We start from the raw sequence: 26,610 nt of genomic DNA on the forward strand, positions 1-26,610 counted from the left end.
AGCAGTTTCACCCGCCGGTTTTATCGGCTAATCTGCGCAGGATTTGAAATGTTCCCGGGGGGGATTTAACGCGTGGCCAGATTCGACAGATATTTACTGTCGCAACTGATGGTGTATTTCGGCTTTTTCGCCCTTGTTCTGGTCATGGTCTATTGGGTCAACCGGGCGGTATTGCTGTTTGACCAACTGATTGCCGATGGCCAGTCGGCAACGGTATTTTTGGAATTCACCGCCCTGACCCTGCCAAATGTAATCCGCATTGTTCTGCCGGTCGCCGCCTTTGCCGGATCGGTCTATGCCACCAACCGCCTTAGTTCGGAAAGCGAATTGGTGGTGGTGCAGGCAATGGGGTTCAGCGGGTTTCGTCTGGCACGGCCTGTTCTGGTGTTCGGGATGATCGTGGCACTACTAACGGGCATCCTATCGCATATCCTTGTGCCGATTTCTGCCGGTTTGCTGGCCGAACGCAGCGCCGAAATACGCGAAAACATCACTGCGCGGTTCCTAACCGAGGGCGAATTCCTTCATCCGACCGATGGCATCACCTTTTATATCCGCGAGATCAGCCCCGAAGGTGAATTACTGGATGTGTTCATGTCCGACAGTCGTGACCCTGATAGTCAGGTCATATACACCGCCAAGAACGCCTTCTTGGTACGCGAGGAAACAGGGCCAAAACTGGTGATGTTTGACGGGATGGCGCAAACTCTTGATACAAAAGGCAATCGGTTGTTTACCACTCGTTTCTCGGATTTTTCCTATGATATCGGCGCCTTGATCAATATTGGCAATCGGGATGGCCGTTCCGTTGGTGAATTATCGACACGCGAACTGCTTTGGCCCACACCGGAATTGGCGAAAGAGGTCAAAGCAAGCCGCGCGTATCTTCTATACTCCGGCCATGAAAGGTTCGCCCAACCACTGCTTGCTGTTGTGACCGCTTTGATCGGGTTTGCGACATTGCTTGTCGGAAACTACAGCCGCTTTGGAGTTATGCGCCAGATATTGGTGGCGATCGTCATTCTGGTTTTGATCAAAGCACTCGATAGTACAATGATCCAGCTGGCCCAACGCGATGATAAACTGTGGGGGTTAGTCTATGTCCCTGTTCTGGTTGGTCTATTAATATCTGCTTTTTTGTTGTGGTTGTCGGAACGACCCGGGCGGTTAAAGCGCATGTTCACCCGTAGCGGGGTAACGGCATGATCCTGTATCGTTATTTCGCTTTTCGCTACCTGAAAGCCTTTGCCGGTGTTTTCGGTGTGTTTGGCGGCATTATGCTGATGATCGACGTGGTTGAACAAATCAACCGTTTTGACAGTGAAGAGGTGGGGATGCCCGAAGTGATACAACTGTCACTGCTGCACCTGCCCTCGTTGATGTATCCAATCTTGCCGCTGGTAACAATTTTGGCCACGCTGGTTCTGTTCCTTGGATTGGCCCGCAGTTCGGAACTGGTTGTAACACGCGCAGCTGGCTGGTCTGGATTGCGCGCGCTTGTTGCGCCGGTCGGGGTTGCATTGGTGTTGGGGATTTTGTCGGTGTCAATATTCAATCCGATTGTTGCCGCGACATCCAAGCAATATGAATCAACAGTCAGCCGCTATGCCACCGGCAAGGAAAGCGTTTTGTCGATCTCGCAAGAAGGGTTGTGGCTGCGCCAGGGCAGCCCCGATGGGCAAACTGTGATCCGCGCAAGCGGGACCAATCTGGATGGTACCAAACTGGTTGATGTCAGTTTCCTGACGTTCACGGCAAACGGCACGCCCATGACACGAATCGAGGCGGGCTCGGCCGAGCTGACCCCCGGCGCCTGGGTGCTAAAAGACGCAAAAAAATGGCCGCTTCTAAGCAGCGCCAACCCCGAACGCGACGCCAAGCTGTTCGATGAAATGGAAATCCCCAGTGATCTGACCCGCGAAGAAATCCGCGACAGTTTCGGCACGCCCAGCTCCATTCCGATCTGGGAATTACCTGCTTTCATTGACCGGTTGGACCGCGCCGGATTTTCCGCCCGTCAACATCGCGTCTGGCTTCAAAGCGAACTGGCCTTGCCGCTGCTGCTGGTTGCGATGGTACTGGTGGGCGCCGGTTTCACCATGCGGCACACCCGTTTCGGCGGCACCGGCCCGATGGTTCTGGGGGCGCTGCTGATGGGGTTCTCGCTGTTTTTCATCCGTAACTTTGCACAGGTGCTGGGCGAAAACGGACAACTCCCCGTCTATTTGGCGGCTTGGAGTCCGCCAATTGCGGCAACCCTATTGGCCTTGGCGTTGATCCTGCATATGGAGGATGGATGACACTACGCGCATTTATCCTTTTGCTACTGGCGGCTCTTACCTTTGGGTCCGCACCGGCTGGTGCACAAACTCCGGATTCGGGGGCCGCAACATTGGTGGCAGACAAGGTCTGGGTTGATGGCAAAGACACGCTGACCGCCGAAGGGCATGTTGAAATCCTCTATGGGGTAACTCGCATCAAAGCCAGCCGCATCATTTATTCCGGCACGGACGGCAGCCTGCAAATTGACGGCCCGATCACCCTGATTGATGGCGATGATATCCTGATACTGGCCAATAGCGCCCAGATGGATGGTGATCTGCGCAACGGTATTTTGCGCGGCGCGCGAATGGTGCTGAACCAGCAAGTGCAACTGGCAGCCGCTGAAATCAACCGTGTCGACGGGCGCTATACCCAGCTTTACAAAACCGTGGCCTCCAGCTGTCAGGTTTGCGCCAACAACCCTGTGCCACTGTGGCAGATCAGGGCGCGGCGGATCATCCATGACCAGCAGGAACGCCAGCTGTATTTCGATGACGCGGTGCTGCAGATCGCCGGTGTGCCGGTTTTCTATCTACCCCGCCTGCGTCTGCCCGACCCGACGCTTAAACGGGCAACGGGATTCTTGGTGCCGACCTTTAAAAGCACATCGCAACTGGGCTGGGGCATCAAAGTCCCCTATTTCATCAAACTTGGGGATCACGCGGATATCACCCTGACCCCTTACCTGAGTGCCGCAACCACAACGATGGAACTGCGGTTCCGACACGCCTTTCGCACCGGGGACATTTCCTTTTATAGCGCCTTTACCCATGATGATATCCGCCCCGGCCAGGACCGCGGGTATTTCTTTGGCCAGGGGCGGTTCGATCTGCCCCGCGATTTCGTGCTGAAATTCAGCCTCGAAACCAGCTCGGATCGAGATTACTTGCTGGACTATGGCTATTCCAACAAGGACCGGCTGGAAAGCGGCATTGAAATCAGCCGCGCCCGCCGTGACGAACTAATTGTCGCCGAGGCACTGCATTATCATTCCCTGCGCGGCACTGAAAACAACGACACCTTGCCGACCGTGGTTGGCAATCTGGTCTATCACCGCCGGTATCATCCGGACAGCATTGGAGGCGAACTGGGCCTGCGGTTTGATGCCCATAGCCATTACCGCACCTCGTCGCTTGCCGGTGACAGCGGGCGCGATTTGACACGGGCCAGTTTCAGGCTGGACTGGAAACGGGGCTGGACCCTGCGCAACGGCATGGTCGCCAGCGTTCTGGGCGAGGTAAATGCGGATTATTACAATATCGAACAAGGGCTGCCCGGTGAATTCAACGGCACCCACATCACCCCCGCCGCAATGGTTGAACTGCGCTGGCCCTTTGTCAAAATCACACGTCTGGGGGCGTCCCATGTGATCGAGCCGGTGGTGCAGCTGGTCTGGACCGACACCAACTCCGTCAATATTCCGGACGAAGACAGCCGTCTGGTGGAATTTGATCAGGCCAACCTGTTTTCCCTGTCCCGTTTTCCCGGCGCTGACCGCTACGAGCGCGGATTTCGCGCCAATGTCGGGGTTACTTGGACCCGTTATGATCCAACCGGCTGGTCACTGGGCCTGACGGTCGGACGGATATTTCGGGAAAAGGATCTGGGCCAGTTTCAGGCAAGCACCGGTCTGTCGGGGCAGAACTCGGACTGGCTTGCGGCTGTTCAATTACAACTGCGTAACAATCTGACACTGACAAACCGCTCGATTTTCGACAACAAATTCAACTTTGCCAAAAATGAAACCCGCCTGACATGGCAGACCGCAAAACTGGGGCTGGACACCAGTTACATCTGGATGGAAGCCGAACCCTATGAAGACCGGCCCAACGACACCTCGGAATGGACCTTTGATGCGGCTTATAAACTGGCCCCGAACTGGACCGGAAAGATGGATTGGCGTTATGATTTCATCGCAGGTGAAGCCGCCTATGCCGGTGTGGGTCTGGAATACCGCAGCGAATGTGTGAAGATTGATCTTTCTCTCTCGCGTCGGTTCACATCATCAGGTAGTCTAACCCCGACAACCGACTTCGGGTTGACGGTTTCGCTGACCGGTTTTGGTTCCGGAAACAGCGGCCGGACATCGGCCCGGCGTTGCCAGACGTATAAATAGGAAGCACGACGGAAATAATGATGATGCGCATATTGACCCTTTGCCTGACATTCACAGGCCTTGTCCTGACCGGATTAGCGGCGCCTGTTTCGGCGCAAAACCTGTTTTCACCGGCTGTAAAAGTCAACGATCAGGTTGTCACCAATTACGAGGTGCAGCAACGGGCGCGGTTCATGACCCTGTTGCGTGCACCGGGCAATGCACTAGAGCAGGCCCTGAAAGGGCTGATTGATGAGCGGTTGCAATCCGCCGCTGCCGCCGCTGCCGGTATCACACCGACGGAAGAAGAAGTGCAGGGCGGAATGGAAGAATTCGCTGCGCGCGCCAATCTGACGGCCGAGCAGTTTGTCAAAGCGCTGGCCAGTGGCGGAGTTGCCGCTGAAACATTCCGTGATTTTGTCAAATCCGGTCTGGCTTGGCGCAGCCTTGTGCGGGCCAAATTCGGCCCTCGTGTTCAGGTTAGTGAAGACGAAATTGATCGCGCCATCGCCCAGACCTCGGGTAAAGGCGGGCTGCGGGTTTTGCTAAGCGAAATTATCCTGCCGGCCAACACCCCGCAGGCCACGGCCGCCAGCCAGAAACGGGCGGAAAAGATTGCGCAAACCACATCGCTTTCGGTGTTTTCAGCCAATGCGCGGCGCTATTCGGCCTCGCCCTCGGCACGGCAAGGGGGGCGTTTGCAGTGGATGCCCCTGTCCAACCTGCCTGCGGCTATTCGCGGCCAGATCCTTGCCTTGTCCCCCGGTCAGGTGACCGCGCCGATTTCGATCACCAACGTGATTGTATTGTTCCAGTTGCGCGCGATCGAGGAAACGGATGTGGCAGAGCCCAAGGATTTGTCTCTGGAATATGCCCAGTATTTCATCGCCGGTGGCCACTCGGACGCTGCCGTGAAAGAGGCCGCGCGGATCAAAGCCAAGGTTGATACATGTGATGATCTATACGGCATCAACAAGGGCAAGCCGGAAGAGTTGTTGCAGATCGATACCCAACCCGTTTCACAAGTACCACAGGACATCGCGCTGGAACTGGCCAAGCTGGACCCGGGCGAGGTTTCAACCCGTCTGACCCGCAACAACGGCCAGACGCTGGTGTTCCTGATGATGTGCGGGCGCACGCCTGAACTGGGCGAAGACGTGTCACGTGATACGATCCGCGCGCAACTTGTGAACCAGCGGCTGCAATCCTATGCGGACGGATACTTGTCCGAGTTGAAAGCCGACGCAACCATCGTTTACCCATGAGCCGCACCCCGATTGCGCTGACCTGTGGCGAACCTGCAGGGGTCGGACCGGAACTGGCCGTGGCCGCATGGCAGCGGTTGGGCGCCGAATTACCATTTTTTCTAATCGGTGATCCGCGGCATTTGCCCGATGGAGTTTCGGCAATTGAAATTGCCGACCCGGCCGAGACCGCTGACGCGGCTCGGCATGGATTGCCCCTGCTGGTGCATGAATTTGCAGCCCCTGCCGTTGCGGGCCAACCTGCACCGGAAAATGCCCAAGGGGTGATCGACGTGATCACACGCGGGGTGGATCTGGTGCAATCGGGAGCGGCTTCGGCGCTGTGCACAGGGCCGATCCACAAAAAAGCGCTAAAGGACGGGGCCGGATTTGCCTTTCCGGGGCACACCGAATTCCAGGCCCATCTGGCAGGGGTGAAACGCGTGGTGATGATGCTGGCCTGTGATCAGTTGCGCGTGGTGCCGGTAACGATCCATATCGCGATCAAAGATGTACCAGCGGCGCTGACGCCCGAATTGCTGGCTGAAAATCTCCGCATCACCGATGCTGCACTGCGGCGGGATTTCGGGCTAAAGGCACCGCGCATCGCTGTGGCTGGCCTTAACCCGCATGCCGGTGAAGGCGGGGCAATGGGGATGGAAGAGATCGAGATGATCTCGCCTTTGCTGGAAAAGTTGCGCGATGAGGGGCTGAAAATAGCCGGCCCCCTGCCCGCCGATACCATGTTCCATGCGCGCGCGCGCAAAAGCTATGACGTGGCGATATGCATGTATCACGATCAGGCGCTGATCCCGATCAAGACGCTGGATTTTGACCGCGGGGTGAATGTGACGCTGGGCCTGCCGTTTATCCGCACCTCGCCTGATCATGGCACGGCATTTGATATTGCAGGCCAAGGGATTGCCAAGCCCGACAGTGTGATTGAAGCGCTGAAGATGGCGGACCGGATGGCGCGGATACGGGCCGATGGACAATAGATTCCATGCGCTCCGCGCGGGGGATATTTATGGAACGATAATGGGGAAACCACGCGATGATTGATAGCCTGCCGCCCCTGCGTGACATCATTGCCACCCATGATCTGCAACCGAAAAAGGCGCTGGGGCAGAATTTTCTGCTGGATCTGAACCTGACCGCCAAGATTGCCCGCCAAGCGGGGGATCTGTCGGGCTGTGATGTGCTGGAGATCGGGCCCGGCCCTGGCGGGTTGACCCGCGGCTTGCTGGCCGAAGGGGCGCGGCGTGTTGGCAGTGGAAAAGGATGCCCGCTGTTTGCCGGCGCTTGAGGAGGTCGCTGCGGCCTATCCTGACCGGTTACAGGTGATCAATGCGGATGCGCTGGAACTGGACGTGCTGGCGCATTTGACACCACCGGTGCGGGTGGTGGCGAACCTGCCTTATAATGTTGGCACGGAATTGCTGGTACGCTGGCTGACGCCGAAAGAATGGCCACCCTATTGGGACAGCCTGACATTGATGTTCCAAAAAGAAGTGGCGCAGCGGATTGTGGCACAGCCGGGCGGCAAGGCCTATGGGCGGTTGGCGATCCTGTCGCAATGGCGCTGTGATGCGCGGATTGTGATGCACCTGCCGCCCGAGGCCTTTACCCCGCCGCCCAAGGTCCATTCGGCGGTGGTGCATATGCAACGGCTGGAGCAACCACGGTATGAGGCGGATGCAGCGGTGTTGTCACGGGTGGTGGCGGCAGCGTTCAACCAGCGGCGCAAGATGTTGCGATCTTCGTTGAAAGGCATATCGCCGGACATCGAGGTGCATCTGGTAGCGGCAGGAATCAAGCCGACCGAACGGGCCGAACAGGTGTCAATCGAAGGGTTCTGTGCCCTGGCCCGCGAAGTGGCAAAATAAACCCCGCTCATTTGAGCGGGGCTTTTGAATTCATTCAGCAGCTTCAGGCGATTCCGGCGGGTTGTCCAGCGGATTGACCTTTGGCTTGCGGGTGCGTTTGCGCGGCTTTGGCTTGCTTTCCGGCGTTTCCACCAGACCGCTGTCCGGTTGCTCGATCGCGGCCATATCGGGCTGCGGGGCCGAGGCCGGATCATTAGGCTGCCCGATTTCCTGATCACGACGGGGCGGGTTTACCTCGCGCTCGGCACGGTTTGCTTCACGCTCGGCGCGCTCGGCGTCGCGTTGGGCTTGCCGTTCGCGTTGCTGGGCCTCATGCGCTTCACGGCGCGCTTCGGCTTCGCGCATCGCTTCGGTCAGCAGACGGGTGTAATGTTCGGCATGTTGCTGGAAATTTTCAGCCGCCACACGGTCATTGGACAAGGTGGCATCGCGGGCCAGCTGATTATATTTATCGATAATCTGCTGCGGGGTGCCGCGCACTTTGCCTTCGGGACCGGAACTGTCAAAGACGCGGTTCTGGTTGTTGCCGTTATTCTGGCGGTTGCGGTTTTTGTTGCCCCGCGAACGTGATTTGGATGATCTCATGGTTAAATTGTATCCAGCCTAATTTGGGCTATTTCGTTAAGGTCTCTGCCGCGCCTCTTGCGTGGGGTTATTCAAACCGGACCCTTGACGATTTATGGTTACTTGCAAAGGGGGAAGCCGATGTATATCCGCCACTTTGCAATTTATTGACTAAACATGCCAACGCCCGATGACAAGTGAAAATTGCGAAACTCTGCATTAATCGGTGTGTTTTCGCCTTATAACAGGCGAATCTTGGCGAAATGTTACGTTAAAACACCAATGACCACACGGTCGCGCCCGTCAATGTCTTGCAGGGTGGTGATTCCATCAAAACCGCCCGCTAATAACAGATCGGAAACGGCACTGGCCTGTGTCGGGCCGATCTCGACCAGCAGGCGTCCTTGCGGGTTCAGATGCTGTGCAGCGCCCGCTGTGATCTCGCGGTAAGCGTCCAGCCCGTCCCCGCCCGGGGTCAGCGCGATCAGCGGTTCCCAGTTGCGGACCTCGGGGGACAAAGCAGCCATTTCATCCGCTGCAATATAGGGCGGATTCGAGACAATAAGGTCAAAACGCCCTTCAATATTATCGAACCAGTCGGAGCGTATATACTGACTGCGTTTTTCCAACCCCAACCGTGCGGCATTCTGTTCGGCGATGTTCAGGGCGGCGGGGCTGGTATCACTGCCCTGCCCTGTGGCTGATCTATTTTCGGCCAATAGCGATAGCAGAATACAGCCCGAGCCGGTCCCCATATCCAGCACCGTTTCAAAGGGAGTGGTTAGCGCGGTTTCCACCAGCAATTCTGTATCGGGGCGCGGGTCCAGAACGTCGGGGGTGACGATAAAGTCGCGGCCGTAAAATTCACGGGTGCCAATGATGTGTGAAACAGGTTTGCGGGCACAACGTTCATCGATTGCCATTGAAAACCGGATCATTGCGTCGTTTGAAACTTCGTCGGGTAAAAGCAGTGCCAGTCGCCCGCGTTCAATACCCAAGATATGCGCCATCAGGATACGGGCATCATTGGCGGCATCGGGCACCTCGGCAGCGCGCAGGGCCTGAATGGCGGCGGCTAGGGCCTCGTTAACCGTCATTGCTCCATCTCGGCCAATAGGGTGGCCTGCGCGTCGGCCTGAAGCGCGTCGATGATTTCGTCCAGATCGCCCTGCATCACCTGATCCAGCTTGTAAAGCGTCAGGTTGATGCGGTGGTCCGACACGCGCCCTTGCGGGAAATTATAGGTGCGGATCCGTTCCGAGCGATCGCCCGATCCCACCTGGCTTTTGCGGTCGGCCGAGCGTTCATCATCGACCCGCTGGCGTTCCAGATCATAGAGCCGTGTTTTCATCACCTGCATGGCGATTTCGCGGTTGCGGTGCTGGGATTTTTCGGAACTGACCACGATCATTCCAGTCGGGATATGCAAGATACGCACGGCGGAATCCGTGGTGTTGACGTGCTGGCCACCGGCGCCAGAGGCCCGCATGGTGTCGATCCGCAGATCATTAGGATCGATCTGGATATCCACATCCTCGGCCTCGGGCAGCACAGCCACGGTGGCGGCCGAGGTATGCACCCGTCCGCCGCTTTCCGTGGTCGGCACACGCTGCACGCGGTGCACGCCGGATTCGTATTTCAGGCGGGCGAACACGCCGTCGCCCTGCACATGGGCGATCACCTCCTTGATGCCGCCCAGTTCGGTGATGTTCTGCTCAATGATCTCGAACTTCCAGCCCTTATTGGTAGCGTAATTCTGATACATCCGCAGCAAATCACCGGCAAACAATGCGGCTTCGTCCCCACCGGTGCCGGGGCGGATTTCGATCATCGCGGGTCGGGCGTCGGCGGCGTCTTTGGGCAGTAGGGACAGTTGCAACGCCTGTTCGACCACCGGCAGGCGTTCGCGCAGGGCGGGCAGTTCTTCCTCGGCCAGCTCTTTCATTTCGGGGTCGGCCAGCATCGCTTCGGCCTCTTCCAGATCGGACAAAAGCTGGCGATACTCCACAACCTGTTCGACCACCGGCTTCAGGTCGGAATATTCACGCGCCAGCGTGGCAATATCAGCCCCCGCATCGCCTTGGGCCATCTGCGCTTCCAGAAATTCGAACCGCTGGGTGATTTGCATTAGTTTGTCTAAAGGAACCATGCGGCTGTCTTGCCTGCCGGATGTGATTTGGTCAAGAGGCGGTTTTGTGATATAATGGTGTTATGAAAAAAATTGCCTTTATTATGGCGGTTTTAGCCGCCCCCACCTTTGCCGACGTGGTTGGTCCCGGAGGCAAGGTGATCGATTGTTACTGCACGGATCAAAAGGGCGAACGGGTTGAACTGGGTCAGACCATATGCCTTGACGTCGGTGGCCGCCGGTTTACCGCCCGTTGCGAAATGTCCCTGAACAACCCGATGTGGCGCGAACAGCAAGAGGGCTGTGACTCATCCAGCCTGATCGAGCGTTTTCAGCGCCTTGACCCAACTGCGCAGCCGCTTGGCGTTAACCCCAAAATCTGACCGGCCATAGCGCAGGCGGCCAAACAGGGTAACGCGGCTGCCCTGTTCGTTCTGCGTCACTGTCACCGTGGTATAATCGGGAAAGCCGAATACCAATGAGCGGGTCACATAAGTAATCATCCCTTCCTCGGCACTGCCCGCCAGATATTTGGTGCGCGGAGTTGACAAGATAACCTGTTGTACCATTTGCCACATCTGCGGCGGCCGCATGTTAAAATCGGCCACAAACAGCGCAGCCCCTGTACCGATCACCGGCGCATCCGGTGTGGCCCCTGTTGGCGGGGTCACATGCACCTGTGCCACATCATCAGGGGCCAGCCGGATATAAACCAGCCCCGAAACGGCAATCAACAACAACAACCAAGCAGTATTCACAACGGCCTTGCGGATCATCCCCTTGCCCTCTTGTTCCAGGCCCACAGGCACATCAGTTCCGTGGCCACATGCGCCCCCGCAATCGCGGTCGCCCCTGTGGTGTCATAGGGCGGCGATACTTCGACCACATCACCGCCCACCATGTTGATCCCCGCCAGATCGCGCAGGATGATAGATGCCTGCGCACTGCTCAGACCACCCCAGACGGGCGTGCCTGTTCCCGGCGCAAAGGCAGGGTCCAGACAGTCGATATCAAAGGTAAGGTATGTCTGGTAATCCCCTAATATTGTTCTGATTTTCTGCGCTGCGGCTTGTGGTCCAATGCTATGCACCTCGCGCGCATCTATGATGTTCACGCCCAAGGTATCCTCGTTGGTGGTGCGGATGCCCACCTGAACCGACCGCTTGGGGTCCACCAGCCCTTCTTTCACCGTCTTGTAGAACATCGTGCCATGATCGACACGGGACATGTCGTCATCTTTCCATGTGTCGGTATGGGCATCGAATTGCAGCAACGAAAGCGGCCCGAACTTCGCCGCATAAGCCCTTAATATCGGGAAGGAAATATAGTGATCCCCGCCCAGACAGAGCGACGCGGCGCCAGCCTCGAGTATCCCGTGACATGCGCGGTCAGGGCCGCCGGAAACGCCGGAATATTGGCATAGTCAAACGCCAGATCGCCGCAATCGACCACATTGTATTCGCTGACCGGATCAATATCCCAGCCATAGGGCGAATCGGGGGCCTGCAAGGCGCTGGCCTCGCGGATCGCCCGTGGCCCCAGCCGTGTGCCGGGCCGGTTGGTGACGGCCTGATCAAACGGCACACCGGTGACGGCCAGATCAACCCCCGTCAGATCCTTGGTATAGCTGCGGCGCAGAAACGATGTGACCCCGCCAAAGGTGTTTTCAAACGACGGCCCCTTGTGCCGCCCCGGCGCAATCGCCGTATCCACCTGATGTTTCGCGTCTTCCAATGCCATGTTACGCCCCCTTTACCGGCTGGCGTGTCTCCACCATGCGGGCAAAGAATGACGCACCAATCGGGGAAATCTCGTCGTTGAAATTATAACCGGTGTTATGCACCCCCGGCCCCTCGCCCTGCCCTAAAAACAGATAGGCCCCGGGACGACGTTCCAGCATATAGGAAAAATCCTCGGCCCCCATTTCAGGCTGCTGGTCGGCCACCACATTGTCGACACCCGATATTTCCGTCGCCACCTTTGCCGCCACAGCCACCTTTTCGGCATCATTCACCGTGGCGGGATAGCCGATGTTATAGGTCAGCGAAACCTCGACATCATAAGCCGCCGCCACGCCTGCGCAAATCGCCTTCAGGCGCTTTTGCACCATCGCCTGCACATCCTTTTCAAAAGTGCGTACCGTGCCGCCGACAAAGGCCACCTCGTGGATGATATTATCCGCACTGCCGGTGTGAATTTGCGTCACCGACACCACCAGTTCCTTGCGGGTATCCAGATTGCGGCTGACGATGGTCTGGATCGCATTCGCCACCGCCACAGCCGCCACCACCGGATCGCGCGTGTCCTGCGGATAGGCACCATGCCCGCCCAATCCCTTGATATTAATCTCGAAATCATCCACCGCCGCCATGATCGGACCGGGCGTGGTGGAAAACTGTCCCAGCGGCAGTTCGGGGATATTGTGCAGGGCGTAAACCTCGCCAATCTCGAATTTCTCCATGATGCCTTCGTCACACATCACCTCGCCGCCGCCGCCGCCCTCTTCGGCAGGCTGGAAAATCAGTGCCACGCGACCAGAAAAATTGCGTGTCTCGGCCAGATAGCGCGCCGCGCCCAGCAACATCGTGGTGTGCCCGTCATGGCCACAGGCGTGCATCCGGCCATCGACCTTCGAGGCATAGTCCAGCCCCGTTTCCTCGGGCATCGGCAGCGCATCCATATCGGCCCGCAGACCAATCGTCGGCCCCTCTCCCTGCCCGTTGATGATCGCCACAAGACCCGTGGTCGCGATCCCCTCGTGAACCTCGTCCACCCCGAATTCGCGCAGCCGCTCGACCACAAAGCGCGCCGTTTCATGGCATTCAAACCCCAGTTCGGGGTTTTCATGCAGATGCCGCCGCCAGCCTTGCATGTCCTTGGTAAATTCCGCGATCCGGTTGACGATGGGCATTGCTGGACTCCTTGCCATTCCTGGTGTGTAACTGACGCACAGTTTCCCCAGATTTGGCGACAGCGCAATGAAAAACGATGACCTGATCCATAACCCCGATGGCGGCCTGCCCCGCCTGCTGGAAATCATGCGCCGGTTGCGTGATCCGAAAACCGGCTGCCCGTGGGATATTGAACAGGATTTCGCCTCTATCGCCCCCTATACGATTGAAGAAGCCTATGAGGTCGCCGATGCAATCGAACGCGGCGACATGGCCGATCTTGAGGGCGAGTTGGGCGATCTGCTGCTGCAAACGGTCTATCACACAGCGATGGGCGAAGAAGCGGGGCATTTCACCTTTGAAACTGTCACCCGCGCCATTGCCGACAAAATGGTCGCCCGCCATCCGCATGTGTTTGGCGATGAAAGCCGCGATAAATCCGCCGAACAGCAAACCGCTGACTGGGAGGCAATCAAAGCCAAAGAGCGCGCCGGAAAGGCCGAAGGTGGCACGCTGGACGGTGTTGCCATCGGCCTGCCCGCCCTGTTGCGTGCGCTGAAACTGCAAAAACGCGCCGCCCGTGTCGGGTTCGACTGGCCCAGCACCACCGAAGTGCTGGACAAAATCGTTGAAGAATCCCGTGAATTGGTCGAAGCCAAGGAAACTCTGCCCCAGGACAAGATCGAGGAAGAATACGGCGATCTGTTGTTCGTGATGGCCAACCTTGGCCGCCATTTGGGCCTTGACCCCGAAGCCGCCTTGCGCGCCGCCAATGCCAAATTCACCCGCCGATTCGAGGCGGTCGAATCTAAACTGGCCGAACGCGGCAAAACCCTGTCCCAATCCGATCTGGCCGAAATGGACGCGCTGTGGGATCAGGTCAAAACCGAAGAATAACCTCATTATCGTTCTTTAAATATCCCCCGCGCGGCAGCGCATGAAAGTTATCTTACTTTTTTAATCAGGTATTGACCTGACGGTTTTACTCGGGTTTATAGACACCATCAACCAACGGAGATTCCCATGTTCAAAACCCTGCGCACCGCCCTGCTGGCCTCCCTTGCTCTGACAACGCCCGCCCTGGCCGAGGTCAACATCTATTCCTACCGCCAGCCAGAACTGATCCAGCCGCTGATGGACAGGTTCACCCAAGAAACCGGCATCCCCGTCAACATCGCCTTTCTGAAAAAGGGCATGATCGAAAAACTGCGGGCAGAGGGCAAACGCTCGCCCGCCGATCTGATCTTTACCGTCGATATCGCCCGCCTCTCGGCTGTGGTAAATGCCGACCTGACCCAGCCGGTAACCTCCGACACCCTGACCGCCAACATCCCTGCCGACCTGCGCGACCCAGATAACCAGTGGTTCGGCCTGACCACCCGCGCCCGCGTGGTGTTCGCCTCGAAAGACCGCGCACCAGAAGGGGTTGCCACCTATGACGAACTGGCCGATCCCAAATGGAATGGCCGCATCTGCACCCGTTCGGGCACCCACGCCTATACCGTAGCGCTGGTCTCGGCCGCGATCTATCACATGGGCGAAGAGGGTGCGAAAACCTGGCTGCAAGGGGTCAAGGCCAACCTGGCCCGCAAACCCCAGGGTAACGACCGCGCACAGGTCAAGGCGGTCTGGGCCGGTGAATGCGACATCGCCCTTGGCAACACCTATTACATGGGCAAAATGCTGAACAATCCCGAACAGGTACCGTGGGCCGAAAGCGTCAATGTAGTCTTTCCGGTGTTCAAGAATGGCGGCACCCATGTGAATGTCTCGGGCATGGCACTGGCCAAATTCGCCCCACACAGGGACGACGCGATCAGGTTGATGGAATTCCTTGCCAGCCCCGAAGCGCAGGAAATCTATGCCGAACAGAACTTCGAATACCCCGTAGCACCCGGCACCAAGCCCAGCGAACTGGTTGCCAGCTGGGGCACCTTCACCCCCGATCCCGTCAACCTTATGGAAATCGCCAAACTGCGCCCCGCAGCTCTGCGGATCATCCAAGAAGTCGATTTCGACGGCTAATTTCCCCCTTCTTCTTTTCTAAAATACCTGCGCCGCAGGCCCACGCCGTCCCCGTCAGGGGGCGGCACTTTGGGTGACGCACCAAAGGCGCGGCACAACCGCATTGCAGGGCTGGACAAGCCGTCAATCCCCCAGCATTGTGCCCCTGAACGACAGGAGCCTTCACCATGACCACCCCGCGCAAAATCATCATCGACACCGACCCCGGACAGGACGACGCCGTCGCCATCCTGTTAGCCCTTGCCAGCCCCGGGGACATCGAGGTGATCGGCATCACCGCCGTTGCCGGCAATGTGCCCCTGCCTCTGACCCACAAAAACGCCCGTATCATCTGCGAACTGGCGGGCAAAACCGATATCCCCGTCTATGCCGGATGCGACCGCCCGCTGGCGCACACTCTGGTCACCGCTGAACACGTGCACGGCAAAACCGGCCTTGACGGTCCAAACCTGCCCGACCCGCAAATGCCGCTCACCGATGGCCACGCAGTGGACTACATCATAGACACCCTGCGCCGTGAACCCGCCGGCACCATCACCCTCTGCCCGATCGGCCCGCTGACCAACATCGCCACGGCCTTTCAAAAGTCCCCCGACATCGTTGAAAAGGTGCAGGAAATCATCCTGATGGGCGGCGCTTATTTCGAAGTGGGCAACGTCACCCCGGCCGCCGAATTCAACATCTATGTCGATCCCGAGGCCGCCGACATTGTATTCAAGTCAGGCGCCCCCATCGTCGTGATGCCGCTGGACGTCACCCACAAGGCGCTAGTCACAAAGGAACGCAACGACGCCTTTCGCGACATCGGCACCCCCGTCGGCATTGCCGTGGCCAAAATGACCGAATTCTTCGAGCGGTTCGACAAGGAAAAATACGGCTCGGAAGGGGCCCCGCTGCATGACCCCTGCGTCACTGCCTATCTGATCAAACCCGAGCTGTTCAAAGGCCGCCATGTGAACGTGGAAATCGAAACCACCTCGACCCTGACCCGCGGCATGACCGTGGCCGACTGGTGGGACGTCACCGATCGCCCTGCAAACGCATTATTCATTGGCGATGTGGATGCCGACGGTTTCTTTACCCTGCTGACCGAAAGGTTGGCGCGACTCTAACCAAGGCTGTATCCGGCGCTGCGCACTGTTAGTAGCTGTCAAATTGCATTCCAATAGTTTTCCGGAAACTGCTTCCGATTAATGAAAATTTACAAGCCAACACCGCATACCTAATAGTGAAAACAGGTGTGCGGTGGAGCCTTTTTTGCACCTTCCGACGTGTGGTTCGGAAAACGGGTTTTGGGTTATCAAATAGGTGTTGTGACGTAGTATGCTTAAAGAGAGCTGCCAGTGTGGTTTGTGCAGTGACACCGACTTCCCGCTACGGGCCTGCTTTCTATCCACATTAAGCAAATCCAAATGTTCCACCGCCACCGCCCCTCCCCTTTCCCGTGCCGTATTAATTGCGTAAACAAGGGTAAAGCCAATGTTTTCACAAGCATCCCTACAACAGGTTTTCTCGCAATTACCCGATGCGCTTTCATATTTCCTGCTGGCCGTTTTGATCCTGGCCTTTCTGCTGCTTATCCTTAAGAGAACCGGCAACAGGCATAAATTTGTCATTCAGCGAAAACGCATCACCTCACCACTTCACGACGGCCTGATCATTGCAAAAGTGAAATACAAACGCCGCAGCGCGCGTTTTCCCTTTCGAATTCTGCTTTTGGCAATCATTGCATTCTGGATCTTCAAAGGTGCCATGCTTTCTTTTCTTGGCCCAACGACATATCAATTGCGTATTGACAAACTGGCGAATGGAACGTCCTTTGAACGCTTCGGGGCCTTGTTTATGGCTGATGATGCGCTAACACGCTTTATCGCCAAACAAATCCCGACAGGCAAAAATAGTAAGTAGTTGGACGCGCAAGATTAACTTAGTAACCAAACTGTCACCCCATGCTTGATAAACGGGTTCTTACATTTATCAGGATTTACGAATGTGGCTCCCTTACTGCCGCAGCCACGTCTTTGCGCCTGTCAGTCTCGGTTGTCGGAAACCACCTGCAACATCTGGAAAATGAATTGGGGATCAAATTGATCCTGCGCACAACCCGCAAGTTGATGCCGACCAGTGCTGGGGCCACCTTTTACCAAGCCTGCAAACGGCTAGAAAAAGAGGCCAGCCATGCCCTTGAAGAACTGTCCAAGGAGGCAATCGAGCCTTCGGGCCGGATCACCATTTCCGCCCCCAGCGGTTTGCTGGAACAGGCGGTAACTCCAATCATCAGCAATCTGGCCGAAAAGCACCCGAAACTGAAACCCGCCTTCATCACACAGGACAACAGTTCAAAGATACTTCAGGATGACGTTGATATCGCGATTTCGGTTTGCGAGCTGAAAGACAGCGATCTGAAATCCTTCCGGATCGGTTCATTCCGCCGGATCCTTTGTGTTTCCCCGAACTACATAAAATCCCGCAAACACATGGATATGAACAACATCCCCCTTGAGGTTTTCCGAAATTGGGACCACTTGGCTCCGACATGGAAAGATCCGGTTTTCAACTATAATATGACCCATATTGAAACCGGCGATCCGTTGCAGTTCACGATTGAATCCACACGATTCACCAATACAACCCTTAGCGCCCATGCTTTGATCCTGAACAATGGCGGCATCGCCGCTTTGCCCGACTATGTTGTGAAGGACGACCTGAAAACCGGAAAACTTGTCCGGTTGCTGCCTGATTACCAGCTTACAAAAACGCCGGTCTATGCCTGCCACCCTTACGGCAACCAGATCCCCGCCCGTGTGCGGCTGTGTCTGGTGGCGCTGACGGGGTTGGTATAGATTCTAGGGAACCTCTGTAAATTCCCGTTTTCGCCTTCTTCGCGGCGGGGTGGACGGTTTTTCGCCTGTCCCGCCTGATTGCTTCGGATCATAAAAAGACCTCTGCATAACATCGGGATTCCCCCGGGTTGGCCGTTTTGGTAAGCTAGCCGGGAAATCTCTGGGGTGAATAGATGGACCTTTTCCTGCACGAAGCGGCGGCACGGATCGGCGCGGATGACGTTCTGTCGAAGATCGACGCGCTGATGGATTGGAACTCGTTTTTGCCGATCCTGCGGCGCGGTCTGGGGCGCTCGGGGATCGGGCCTCAGGGCTATGATCCGCTGGTTCTGTTCAAGTGTCTTCTGGTTGGCCAGTGGCACGGGCTGAGCGACCCGAAGCTGGAGCGGGCCTTGAAGGTGCGGCTGGATTTCATGCTGTTCTGCGGGCTCGATCTGCACGCGTCGGTGCCGGATGAGACGACCCACTGCCGGTTCCGCAATGCGCTGGTCCGGGGTGGCGTTTACGATGAGCTGCTGGCCGAGGTCTGCCGCCAGATCGAGGCGCATGGGCTGAAGCTGAAAGAGGCTGAGGCGGCGATCATTGATGCGACCCTGATCGCGGCGGCGGCGCGCCCGCGCACCCATATCGACGCCCCGCAGGACCGGGCAGAGGACGGGGCAAGGGAAGGGACGCCGGATGATCCGCCCGAGGTCTCACCCGACGGGGCACAGCTGCATTTCAGCGCCGACCCTGATGCCCGCTGGGTCAAGAAGGGCCGCAAGAGCACGCTCGGCTACAAGGGCTTTGCCCGCTGCGACGAAGAGGGCTTTATCGACAAGGTGCACACCACGCCCGCCAATGCCGCCGAAAGCCCCGAATTCGCCACCATGATCGCGGGCGCAAAGGCGCAGCGGGTGCTGGCCGACAAGGCCTATGCGAGCAAGGCCAACCGCCAGATGCTGCGCGGCAAATACCGCGACGGCATCCTGCGCAAGGCAGCGCGCGGCCGCCCCCTGCGGCAATCGGAGAAACGCTTCAACCGGCTGATTTCGAAACGCCGCTTCCGCATCGAGCAGACTTTCGGCACGATGAAACGCCTCTTCGGCCTGCAGCGGGCGAGATATTTCGGGCGCGCCAGGGTGCATGCCCAGATGGTCATGGCCGCCATCGCGCAAACCTGCTCAAGGCCGCAAACAGGATCACCCTCAACCCGCAAACCCCCGCAATCGCATAGCCCCAAACCCCGCCACCCGTCTGTCCGCCGGACCCGCAGGGGCGCAAGGTGGGCGGCCGAAATCTTGCTTCAACCGAAAGCCATGGCCTCATGCAGAGGTCTTTAAACCCATTTTCACCGGTTTCAAGCCGGTTTTGGGTATTTCAGGCACACCTCACCCCATGAACCCTTATCCCGGCGCCGCCAGGCCGCATTCGAACTGGACGAAGCGCTTCATGTTGTAGACCAGGTTCATCATCCCGATGCGAAATCGCGCCCGCTTCAGGCCGATGGAGCGGATCAGCTTGCCGCCCATGGAGCGCTCCTGAAAAGCGAATACATGCTCGACCCGGACCCGCACTTTCGAGCGCCTCCGGTTGGCCTTTTGCTGGCGCTCGCCAAGCGGCTTGCCGCGCCTGCCCTTGTGATGGATATGGCTGTGAAGCCCCCGCTCTTCCAGCTCGCTTTCGATCTTTTGCGAGCGATAGGCGCTGTCGGCCCACAGGTCCGATGAGGTGTTGCTCGCATCAATCAGACCGGCAAGCGCCTGGCTGTCATGCACGGCGGCATCGGTGACATCATAAGCGCGGATGAATTTGTGCCGCCGGTCGACATTGATGTGGTTCTTGTAGCCGTAATAGCTCTTGCCGTGCTTCTTCGTCCAGCGCGCATCCACGTCCTTCTGGCGCTTCTTGTGGGGTTTTTCCTCCCACTCTTCAGGCGTTTCGCCCGCCTTGATTTTCTCGTTCTCGTCCCTTTTGTTGTGCTGGCGCGGCGCCGGAACGATGCTCGCATCAACAATCTGCCCGCCCATCGCCAGATAGCCCTTTTCGCGCAGAAAGGCATCGAACTTGTCAAACAGCTCCTTCATCTTCCCGGCCCCGGCCAGCCTTTCACGGTAGGCCCAGATGGTCTTGGCGTCAGGTACGCTGTCTTCAATGCCAAGGCCGAGAAACCGCATGAACGACAGGCGGTCGCGGATCTGATACTCGATCTGATCGTCAGAGAGGTTGTAGAGCTGCTGCAAAACCATCGTCTTGAATATCAGCACCTCATCCCAAGGCGGGCGGCCAGCGTTGGATTTGCGCTGTTCGGGCGGCGTGCGCCATATGGCCTTCAGCTCGTCCCGGTAATCCTCGAACGGCACCATGTCGTTGAGCAACACCAGCGGATCACCAGATTTGTCCAGTCCCGCGTATCGGCTGGAAAGATCAAAAAATCCCATCTGACCCATGACAAAACCCCGTCGGTCGAATCATTTTCATCCTGATGACGATTCTACCCCGTCAGGCCGGATTTTGGGGGATTTTTAGAGGTTCCCCAAAGATTTTCAACGTTGCCGGCGGTAGTGCTGTTGAGTATCTGACCACGCCTGCGGTTGCTGCAGCAATTGACGGTGTTCAGAAGGTCGAGGTTTCACTGGTGCTCGACGTGTCGGGGTCCATGGGTAATCCATCTGCATCGGGTCGCGACAAGATCGAGGATTTGCAGATTGCTGCGAAGCAGTTTGTCGATGCACTTCTGCTAGACGCCCCGCATGCGGACACATATTCAATCTCGATTGTTCCTTATTCCTTCCAGGTAAGTGCCGGTTCAGCCCTGTTGAACAATATGAATGTATCCAACGAACACAACTATTCATATTGCGTGGACTGGACGACCTCCGATTATAACACCACCGAGGTAAATCAATCTGTGGAACAACGGCGGGCCGGTTTTATCGCTGTTCGTGACTATAGCCGTCATCACTATCAAAACCTGTCTGCTAGCCATTGGTTGTGGAGCTGCCCAACAGCCTCTGATCGTCAAATTCTTCCATTATCCGGCAACCGGACAGCCCTGCGGAACTATATTGATGCTCTTACACCAAGGGGCAACACCTCGACCGAGATGGGGATCAAATGGGGTGCTGCCCTGCTTGACCCAAGCATGCGGCCCGTTGTTGACGATATGATCACCGATGGAACAGTTGACCCGATGTTCTCTGGTCGTCCGAACACCTATGGTGAAGAGGGCATTTTAAAAGTCATCGTTGCCATGACGGATGGTGCCAATACCTATAGCTACGAATTGTTGGATCCTTACCGCACGGGTATGTCCAATGTCTGGCGCCAAGACACGTCAGGTACCGACAGCCGTATCAGGTACTGGGTTTACAATCCCAGCCACAGCGGAAGTAATAAGTACCGGTATTTGAAATACAGTACAGGTGGTAGCCTTAAAATTTCCCAATGGGTCGCTGCCCCCAGCACGGATGCTGAACATCTGTCGATGGCAAAACTGTGGCGCGTTGCAACAACATATTTTGTTGCGGACAGATTGGAATATAAAGCGGGTCTAAGCAAATACGACTGGGGCACAGGAACATACCGCAAATACGGGCCAACCGTAAAAGACCAACGCATGGCTGCGATCTGTGCCGCTGCGAAGGCTAACAATATCCTACTTTAGGGAACCTCTAAAAATCCCCCAAAATCCGGCCTGACGGGGTAGAATCGTCATCAGGATGAAAATGATTCGACCGACGGGGTTTTGTCATGGGTCAGATGGGATTTTTTGATCTTTCCAGCCGATACGCGGGACTGGACAAATCTGGTGATCCGCTGGTGTTGCTCAACGACATGGTGCCGTTCGAGGATTACCGGGACGAGCTGAAGGCCATATGGCGCACGCCGCCCGAACAGCGCAAATCCAACGCTGGCCGCCCGCCTTGGGATGAGGTGCTGATATTCAAGACGATGGTTTTGCAGCAGCTCTACAACCTCTCTGACGATCAGATCGAGTATCAGATCCGCGACCGCCTGTCGTTCATGCGGTTTCTCGGCCTTGGCATTGAAGACAGCGTACCTGACGCCAAGACCATCTGGGCCTACCGTGAAAGGCTGGCCGGGGCCGGGAAGATGAAGGAGCTGTTTGACAAGTTCGATGCCTTTCTGCGCGAAAAGGGCTATCTGGCGATGGGCGGGCAGATTGTTGATGCGAGCATCGTTCCGGCGCCGCGCCAGCACAACAAAAGGGACGAGAACGAGAAAATCAAGGCGGGCGAAACGCCTGAAGAGTGGGAGGAAAAACCCCACAAGAAGCGCCAGAAGGACGTGGATGCGCGCTGGACGAAGAAGCACGGCAAGAGCTATTACGGCTACAAGAACCACATCAATGTCGACCGGCGGCACAAATTCATCCGCGCTTATGATGTCACCGATGCCGCCGTGCATGACAGCCAGGCGCTTGCCGGTCTGATTGATGCGAGCAACACCTCATCGGACCTGTGGGCCGACAGCGCCTATCGCTCGCAAAAGATCGAAAGCGAGCTGGAAGAGCGGGGGCTTCACAGCCATATCCATCACAAGGGCAGGCGCGGCAAGCCGCTTGGCGAGCGCCAGCAAAAGGCCAACCGGAGGCGCTCGAAAGTGCGGGTCCGGGTCGAGCATGTATTCGCTTTTCAGGAGCGCTCCATGGGCGGCAAGCTGATCCGCTCCATCGGCCTGAAGCGGGCGCGATTTCGCATCGGGATGATGAACCTGGTCTACAACATGAAGCGCTTCGTCCAGTTCGAATGCGGCCTGGCGGCGCCGGGATAAGGGTTCATGGGGTGAGGTGTGCCTGAAATACCCAAAACCGGCTTGAAACCGGTGAAAATGGGTTTATGATCCGAAGCAATCAGGCGGGACAGGCGAAAAACCGTCCACCCCGCCGCGAAGAAGGCGAAAACGGGAATTTACAGAGGTTCCCTTTATACAATCGGTTTTGAAGTTTCCAATGATAATGCCCTGAAACTGCAAAGCTGCGCAACAACCTCCGCACACTTCTTCCGCGTGGATGGCGTTAACATTGCCGATGCATTTGCCGAAATCGCGGCTCAGTTGAAAAGCTTGAGACTGGTAAGATGACACATATGTTACGCAACTTGCGGCTTCAGGCACAGCGTCTGCGAGATAGCGAGAGCGGGAACGCGACGATCCAGTTCGTGATTATGTTCCCGATTTTCCTGACGCTGTTTCTGTCATCTTTCGAGTTTAGCATATTGATGCTGCGCCAAACGTTTCTGGAACGATCTGTTGATAAAGTGGTACGGAAATTACGGTTGGGGCAGCTTCCAAACCCCACACATGAAACAATCCGGACCGCGATTTGTGATGGCGCCCCTATTCTGCCGGATTGCATGGATACCCTGCTGGTCGAAATGCGTGTTGTTAGCACGGTAACATGGGCACCGCTGGCAACCGATGTCAGAGGTGGTCGCGGAAATTCGGACCAGTTGTTAAGGTGGATCGACTTATGAGAAAGACGATTCAAAATGACGAAACGAAAGAACCATTCTCCCGAATTCAAAGCCCGCGTTGCGCTTGAAGCAATCCGCGAGGAAATGACGATGGCGGAGCTGTCGAAGAAGTATGGTGTGCATCCAACCCAGATTGGCACATGGAAACGAGCAGCGATTGAAAACATGGCCACGGCATTTTCCAGACGGGGCCGTGATCCTGATCGGGTTGATGAAGCCCAGATTGAGAAGCTGCACTCCAAGATTGGTCAGCTGGTCGTGGAACGGGATTTTTTAGCCAACGCCTCGCAACAGTTGCTCGGGAAGCGAGGCAAAAAATGGTGAGCCGTGAGCATGATCTGAGTGTGCGACGACAATGCGGGCTACTTTCTCTGGCGCGCTCGAACCTGTATTACCAGCCAAAAGGCGAAAGTGCTGAAAATTTGCGGTTCATGACAATAATCGACAAGCAATTCTTGCAGACGCCGTGGTATGGATCACGGCAAATGGCCCGGCACATGCAGCGCCAAGGTTACAAGTGTGGTCGCCACAGGGTCCGCCGTTTGATGCGGCTGATGCGGTTGGTTCCGATCTACCAGACGCCCAACACGAGCAAGAAACATCCGCAGCATAAGATCTACCCGTATCTGCTGCGAGACCTGACGATTGATCGTCCAAACCATGTGTGGTGCGTAGATATCACCTACATTCCGATGCAGCGCGGGTTCCTCTATTTGGTCGCGATCATGGACTGGCACAGCCGCAAGGTTTTGAGCTGGAGATTGTCAAACAGCATGGAGGCAGATTTTTGCGTTGAAGCCCTGAAAGAGGCTATGGCCAAATACGGCAAGCCCGATATCATGAACAGCGACCAGGGCAGCCAGTTCACCGGGTTTGAATGGACGCAGGCGCTGAAAGAAGCCGACGTGAAAATCTCGATGGATGGCAAAGGTCGCTGGGTCGATAACCGGATGATCGAGCGGCTTTGGCGATCCTTGAAATACGAATGCATTTACCTCAACGCATTTGAAACGGGTTCGCAGACCCGCGCCGGGATCGGGAAATGGTTGGCTTACTACAACACCGAGCGCCCGCATTCCACCCACGGAATATTGACCCCGGATGAAGCCTATGACAGAAAAACAAAACCAATGAGTTTGGCAGCCTAAATGAAACCCTGATCCATCTTAAACTGGCTGCTGACTGGTCAAAAAAGTGGGACCACCTCTGTCGTCTGCAAGGATAAAAGCATTGATATCAACGTTACGCCGCCCGGCCCCGGATTTGTCAATGCCGGTGCGGCAAATGAAATGGTACTGGTTCGTGCGTGCTCAGTGTTCAAACCTATATTCCCAACAACACAATTAGGAATGAGCCTGAAACGGACTGATCTTGGCGGTTATGCTTTGGCAGCCAATTCTGCATTTGTGAACGAGCCGAGGTGAGGATGTAAATGTCGTATTTAACGAAAAATATCCGCAATTTCTGGGATGACGAAGCCGGAACGGCCGTCATTGAAACGGCCATCATCTTTCCAATGCTGATGACGACGCTTGTCGCCATGAGTGTCTATTTTAACGCGTTTCGTGTTAAAAGCGTCAACCTGAAAGCGGCCTATACAATCAGCGATATGGTCTCTCGCGTTGTTCCCATTCTGACTCCGGATTTTGTTGATGGCCTGGGGACAATGTACCAGTTCCTTAGCGGGAGCGGAAATCCAACCTGGATCCGTCTTACATTGGTCCGGTTCAAAGACAACGACCCTGCACTCACCTCGGACGACGAATATATTATCGAATATTCCTACGGCACAAATGGCCAACCACCTCATACAGACGCAACTCTGGTTAATATAAAAGACAAAATACCCAAAATGGTGGATGGCGATACTACGTATGTTATGGAAACCCACATGCGTTTTATACCGATGTTCAGTATTGGTTTGAATGAATATGATCTGGACCATGTGATCATGACACGTCCACGGTCGGTCCCGGCATGCTGGCAAACCTGCATTAACTAAAGGGAACCTCTAAAAATCCCCCAAAATCCGGCCTGACGGGGTAGAATCGTCATCAGGATGAAAATGATTCGACCGACGGGGTTTTGTCATGGGTCAGATGGGATTTTTTGATCTTTCCAGCCGATACGCGGGACTGGACAAATCTGGTGATCCGCTGGTGTTGCTCAACGACATGGTGCCGTTCGAGGATTACCGGGACGAGCTGAAGGCCATATGGCGCACGCCGCCCGAACAGCGCAAATCCAACGCTGGCCGCCCGCCTTGGGATGAGGTGCTGATATTCAAGACGATGGTTTTGCAGCAGCTCTACAACCTCTCTGACGATCAGATCGAGTATCAGATCCGCGACCGCCTGTCGTTCATGCGGTTTCTCGGCCTTGGCATTGAAGACAGCGTACCTGACGCCAAGACCATCTGGGCCTACCGTGAAAGGCTGGCCGGGGCCGGGAAGATGAAGGAGCTGTTTGACAAGTTCGATGCCTTTCTGCGCGAAAAGGGCTATCTGGCGATGGGCGGGCAGATTGTTGATGCGAGCATCGTTCCGGCGCCGCGCCAGCACAACAAAAGGGACGAGAACGAGAAAATCAAGGCGGGCGAAACGCCTGAAGAGTGGGAGGAAAAACCCCACAAGAAGCGCCAGAAGGACGTGGATGCGCGCTGGACGAAGAAGCACGGCAAGAGCTATTACGGCTACAAGAACCACATCAATGTCGACCGGCGGCACAAATTCATCCGCGCTTATGATGTCACCGATGCCGCCGTGCATGACAGCCAGGCGCTTGCCGGTCTGATTGATGCGAGCAACACCTCATCGGACCTGTGGGCCGACAGCGCCTATCGCTCGCAAAAGATCGAAAGCGAGCTGGAAGAGCGGGGGCTTCACAGCCATATCCATCACAAGGGCAGGCGCGGCAAGCCGCTTGGCGAGCGCCAGCAAAAGGCCAACCGGAGGCGCTCGAAAGTGCGGGTCCGGGTCGAGCATGTATTCGCTTTTCAGGAGCGCTCCATGGGCGGCAAGCTGATCCGCTCCATCGGCCTGAAGCGGGCGCGATTTCGCATCGGGATGATGAACCTGGTCTACAACATGAAGCGCTTCGTCCAGTTCGAATGCGGCCTGGCGGCGCCGGGATAAG

The 26,610-nt window shown here is 56.6% G+C and carries 25 protein-coding genes and 2 pseudogenes; 19 read left to right on the top strand and 8 right to left on the bottom strand.

Translation table 11 applies throughout. The features are described 5' to 3' along the window. The first annotated feature begins 72 nt into the window (after positions 1 to 72). The 6 genes and pseudogenes from lptF to rsmA all read left to right on the top strand — a co-directional run bounded on the left by lptF (position 73) and on the right by rsmA (position 7,547). Complete coding sequence (lptF, locus tag ACQY4M_RS10435; protein ID WP_428543718.1) at positions 73 to 1,206, top strand: LPS export ABC transporter permease LptF; 1,134 nt, start codon at positions 73 to 75, stop codon at positions 1,204 to 1,206. Continuing rightward, entirely contained in the window at positions 1,203 to 2,300 is a 1,098-nt protein-coding gene (gene lptG / locus ACQY4M_RS10440) for an LPS export ABC transporter permease LptG (protein WP_428543720.1), read from the top strand. The genes lptF and lptG overlap by 4 nt, the downstream gene beginning before the upstream one ends. After that, a complete protein-coding gene (locus ACQY4M_RS10445) occupies positions 2,297 to 4,438 on the top strand; it encodes an LPS-assembly protein LptD (RefSeq protein WP_428543722.1) in 2,142 nt (713 codons plus the stop codon). The genes lptG and ACQY4M_RS10445 overlap by 4 nt, the downstream gene beginning before the upstream one ends. A 23-nt stretch (positions 4,439 to 4,461) precedes the next feature. Continuing rightward, complete coding sequence (locus tag ACQY4M_RS10450; protein WP_428543724.1) at positions 4,462 to 5,682, top strand: peptidylprolyl isomerase; 1,221 nt, start codon at positions 4,462 to 4,464, stop codon at positions 5,680 to 5,682. Then, entirely contained in the window at positions 5,679 to 6,659 is a 981-nt protein-coding gene (pdxA, locus tag ACQY4M_RS10455) for a 4-hydroxythreonine-4-phosphate dehydrogenase PdxA (RefSeq protein WP_428543726.1), read from the top strand. The genes ACQY4M_RS10450 and pdxA overlap by 4 nt, the downstream gene beginning before the upstream one ends. A 56-nt stretch (positions 6,660 to 6,715) precedes the next feature. Continuing rightward, positions 6,716 to 7,547: pseudogene (gene rsmA, locus ACQY4M_RS10460) on the top strand (16S rRNA (adenine(1518)-N(6)/adenine(1519)-N(6))-dimethyltransferase RsmA). Positions 7,548 to 7,577: 30 nt separating this feature from the next. Here rsmA and ACQY4M_RS10465 read toward each other — a convergent pair. The 3 genes from ACQY4M_RS10465 to prfA form a co-directional block, all read right to left on the bottom strand. Continuing rightward, a complete protein-coding gene (locus tag ACQY4M_RS10465; RefSeq protein WP_428543728.1) occupies positions 7,578 to 8,132 on the bottom strand; it encodes a DUF4167 domain-containing protein in 555 nt (184 codons plus the stop codon). Positions 8,133 to 8,377: 245 nt separating this feature from the next. Next, entirely contained in the window at positions 8,378 to 9,208 is an 831-nt protein-coding gene (gene prmC, locus ACQY4M_RS10470) for a peptide chain release factor N(5)-glutamine methyltransferase (protein ID WP_428543730.1), read from the bottom strand. Further along, complete coding sequence (gene prfA, locus ACQY4M_RS10475; protein WP_428543732.1) at positions 9,205 to 10,260, bottom strand: peptide chain release factor 1; 1,056 nt, start codon at positions 10,258 to 10,260, stop codon at positions 9,205 to 9,207. The genes prmC and prfA overlap by 4 nt, the downstream gene beginning before the upstream one ends. Positions 10,261 to 10,322: 62 nt before the next feature. On the opposite strand from prfA, the gene ACQY4M_RS10480 reads away from it, so the two are divergent. Then, positions 10,323 to 10,622, top strand: coding sequence for a hypothetical protein (locus ACQY4M_RS10480; protein WP_428543734.1), 300 nt, complete (start codon positions 10,323 to 10,325; stop codon positions 10,620 to 10,622). On the opposite strand, the gene ACQY4M_RS10485 is transcribed toward ACQY4M_RS10480, so the two are convergent. The 3 genes and pseudogenes from ACQY4M_RS10485 to ACQY4M_RS10495 all read right to left on the bottom strand — a co-directional run bounded on the left by ACQY4M_RS10485 (position 10,548) and on the right by ACQY4M_RS10495 (position 13,150). Continuing rightward, positions 10,548 to 11,048 (bottom strand): DUF1499 domain-containing protein, encoded by a 501-nt coding sequence (locus ACQY4M_RS10485; protein WP_428543736.1) that lies wholly within the window; start codon positions 11,046 to 11,048, stop codon positions 10,548 to 10,550. The genes ACQY4M_RS10480 and ACQY4M_RS10485 overlap by 75 nt on opposite strands. Then, positions 11,012 to 11,979 (bottom strand): annotated as a pseudogene (gene speB, locus ACQY4M_RS10490) (agmatinase). Before speB ends, ACQY4M_RS10485 begins: the two are co-directional and overlap by 37 nt. A gap of 1 nt (position 11,980) precedes the next feature. Further along, positions 11,981 to 13,150: a M20 aminoacylase family protein gene (locus ACQY4M_RS10495; protein WP_428543738.1), complete on the bottom strand. Its 1,170-nt coding sequence runs from the start codon at positions 13,148 to 13,150 to the stop codon at positions 11,981 to 11,983. 67 nt (positions 13,151 to 13,217) lie between these two features. On the opposite strand from ACQY4M_RS10495, the gene mazG reads away from it, so the two are divergent. The 5 genes from mazG to ACQY4M_RS10520 all read left to right on the top strand — a co-directional run bounded on the left by mazG (position 13,218) and on the right by ACQY4M_RS10520 (position 17,998). Continuing rightward, entirely contained in the window at positions 13,218 to 14,027 is an 810-nt protein-coding gene (mazG, locus tag ACQY4M_RS10500; protein WP_428543740.1) for a nucleoside triphosphate pyrophosphohydrolase, read from the top strand. A 126-nt stretch (positions 14,028 to 14,153) separates the two neighbouring features. Continuing rightward, entirely contained in the window at positions 14,154 to 15,155 is a 1,002-nt protein-coding gene (locus ACQY4M_RS10505) for a Fe(3+) ABC transporter substrate-binding protein (protein WP_428543742.1), read from the top strand. A 167-nt stretch (positions 15,156 to 15,322) separates the two neighbouring features. Next, a complete protein-coding gene (locus ACQY4M_RS10510) occupies positions 15,323 to 16,267 on the top strand; it encodes a nucleoside hydrolase (protein ID WP_428543744.1) in 945 nt (314 codons plus the stop codon). A 367-nt stretch (positions 16,268 to 16,634) separates the two neighbouring features. Continuing rightward, positions 16,635 to 17,063, top strand: a complete 429-nt coding sequence (locus tag ACQY4M_RS10515) for a hypothetical protein (RefSeq protein WP_428543746.1) — start codon at positions 16,635 to 16,637, stop codon at positions 17,061 to 17,063. Between the two features lie 41 nt (positions 17,064 to 17,104). Beyond that, positions 17,105 to 17,998, top strand: a complete 894-nt coding sequence (locus ACQY4M_RS10520; RefSeq protein WP_428543748.1) for a LysR family transcriptional regulator — start codon at positions 17,105 to 17,107, stop codon at positions 17,996 to 17,998. On the opposite strand, the gene ACQY4M_RS10525 is transcribed toward ACQY4M_RS10520, so the two are convergent. Next, positions 17,935 to 18,090 (bottom strand): hypothetical protein, encoded by a 156-nt coding sequence (locus tag ACQY4M_RS10525; protein ID WP_428543750.1) that lies wholly within the window; start codon positions 18,088 to 18,090, stop codon positions 17,935 to 17,937. The two genes, ACQY4M_RS10520 and ACQY4M_RS10525, sit on opposite strands and share 64 nt — an antisense overlap. An 81-nt stretch (positions 18,091 to 18,171) precedes the next feature. On the opposite strand from ACQY4M_RS10525, the gene ACQY4M_RS10530 reads away from it, so the two are divergent. Then, on the top strand, positions 18,172 to 19,320 hold the full coding sequence (locus tag ACQY4M_RS10530) for an IS5 family transposase (protein ID WP_428543752.1): 1,149 nt from the start codon (positions 18,172 to 18,174) through the stop codon (positions 19,318 to 19,320). 63 nt (positions 19,321 to 19,383) lie between these two features. Here the strand turns inward: ACQY4M_RS10530 and ACQY4M_RS10535 are convergent, their stop codons facing one another. After that, a complete protein-coding gene (locus tag ACQY4M_RS10535) occupies positions 19,384 to 20,427 on the bottom strand; it encodes an IS5 family transposase (protein WP_428539227.1) in 1,044 nt (347 codons plus the stop codon). 35 nt (positions 20,428 to 20,462) lie between these two features. Between ACQY4M_RS10535 and ACQY4M_RS10540 the strand changes: the two genes are divergently transcribed. The 6 genes from ACQY4M_RS10540 to ACQY4M_RS10565 all read left to right on the top strand — a co-directional run bounded on the left by ACQY4M_RS10540 (position 20,463) and on the right by ACQY4M_RS10565 (position 26,609). Then, the gene (locus ACQY4M_RS10540) at positions 20,463 to 21,644 is read left to right on the top strand and encodes a hypothetical protein (protein WP_428543754.1); all 1,182 of its coding nucleotides are present in this window, start codon (positions 20,463 to 20,465) and stop codon (positions 21,642 to 21,644) included. 86 nt (positions 21,645 to 21,730) lie between these two features. Next, positions 21,731 to 22,774, top strand: coding sequence for an IS5 family transposase (locus ACQY4M_RS10545; protein ID WP_428539227.1), 1,044 nt, complete (start codon positions 21,731 to 21,733; stop codon positions 22,772 to 22,774). 314 nt (positions 22,775 to 23,088) lie between these two features. Continuing rightward, complete coding sequence (locus ACQY4M_RS10550) at positions 23,089 to 23,475, top strand: TadE/TadG family type IV pilus assembly protein (RefSeq protein ID WP_428543756.1); 387 nt, start codon at positions 23,089 to 23,091, stop codon at positions 23,473 to 23,475. 15 nt (positions 23,476 to 23,490) lie between these two features. Then, positions 23,491 to 24,623 (top strand): IS3 family transposase gene (locus ACQY4M_RS10555; protein ID WP_428539245.1). Its coding sequence is split into 2 segments (ribosomal slippage): positions 23,491 to 23,743 and positions 23,743 to 24,623, totalling 1,134 coding nucleotides; the frame shifts between segments, so codons are not numbered across the junction. Positions 24,624 to 24,907: 284 nt separating this feature from the next. Beyond that, entirely contained in the window at positions 24,908 to 25,477 is a 570-nt protein-coding gene (locus ACQY4M_RS10560) for a TadE/TadG family type IV pilus assembly protein (protein WP_428543758.1), read from the top strand. A gap of 88 nt (positions 25,478 to 25,565) precedes the next feature. Further along, complete coding sequence (locus tag ACQY4M_RS10565) at positions 25,566 to 26,609, top strand: IS5 family transposase (RefSeq protein ID WP_428539227.1); 1,044 nt, start codon at positions 25,566 to 25,568, stop codon at positions 26,607 to 26,609. The last annotated feature ends 1 nt before the right edge of the window (position 26,610 follow it).

The organism is Profundibacter sp. (genome assembly GCF_965277155.1).
Lineage (GTDB): Bacteria > Pseudomonadota > Alphaproteobacteria > Rhodobacterales > Rhodobacteraceae > Profundibacter.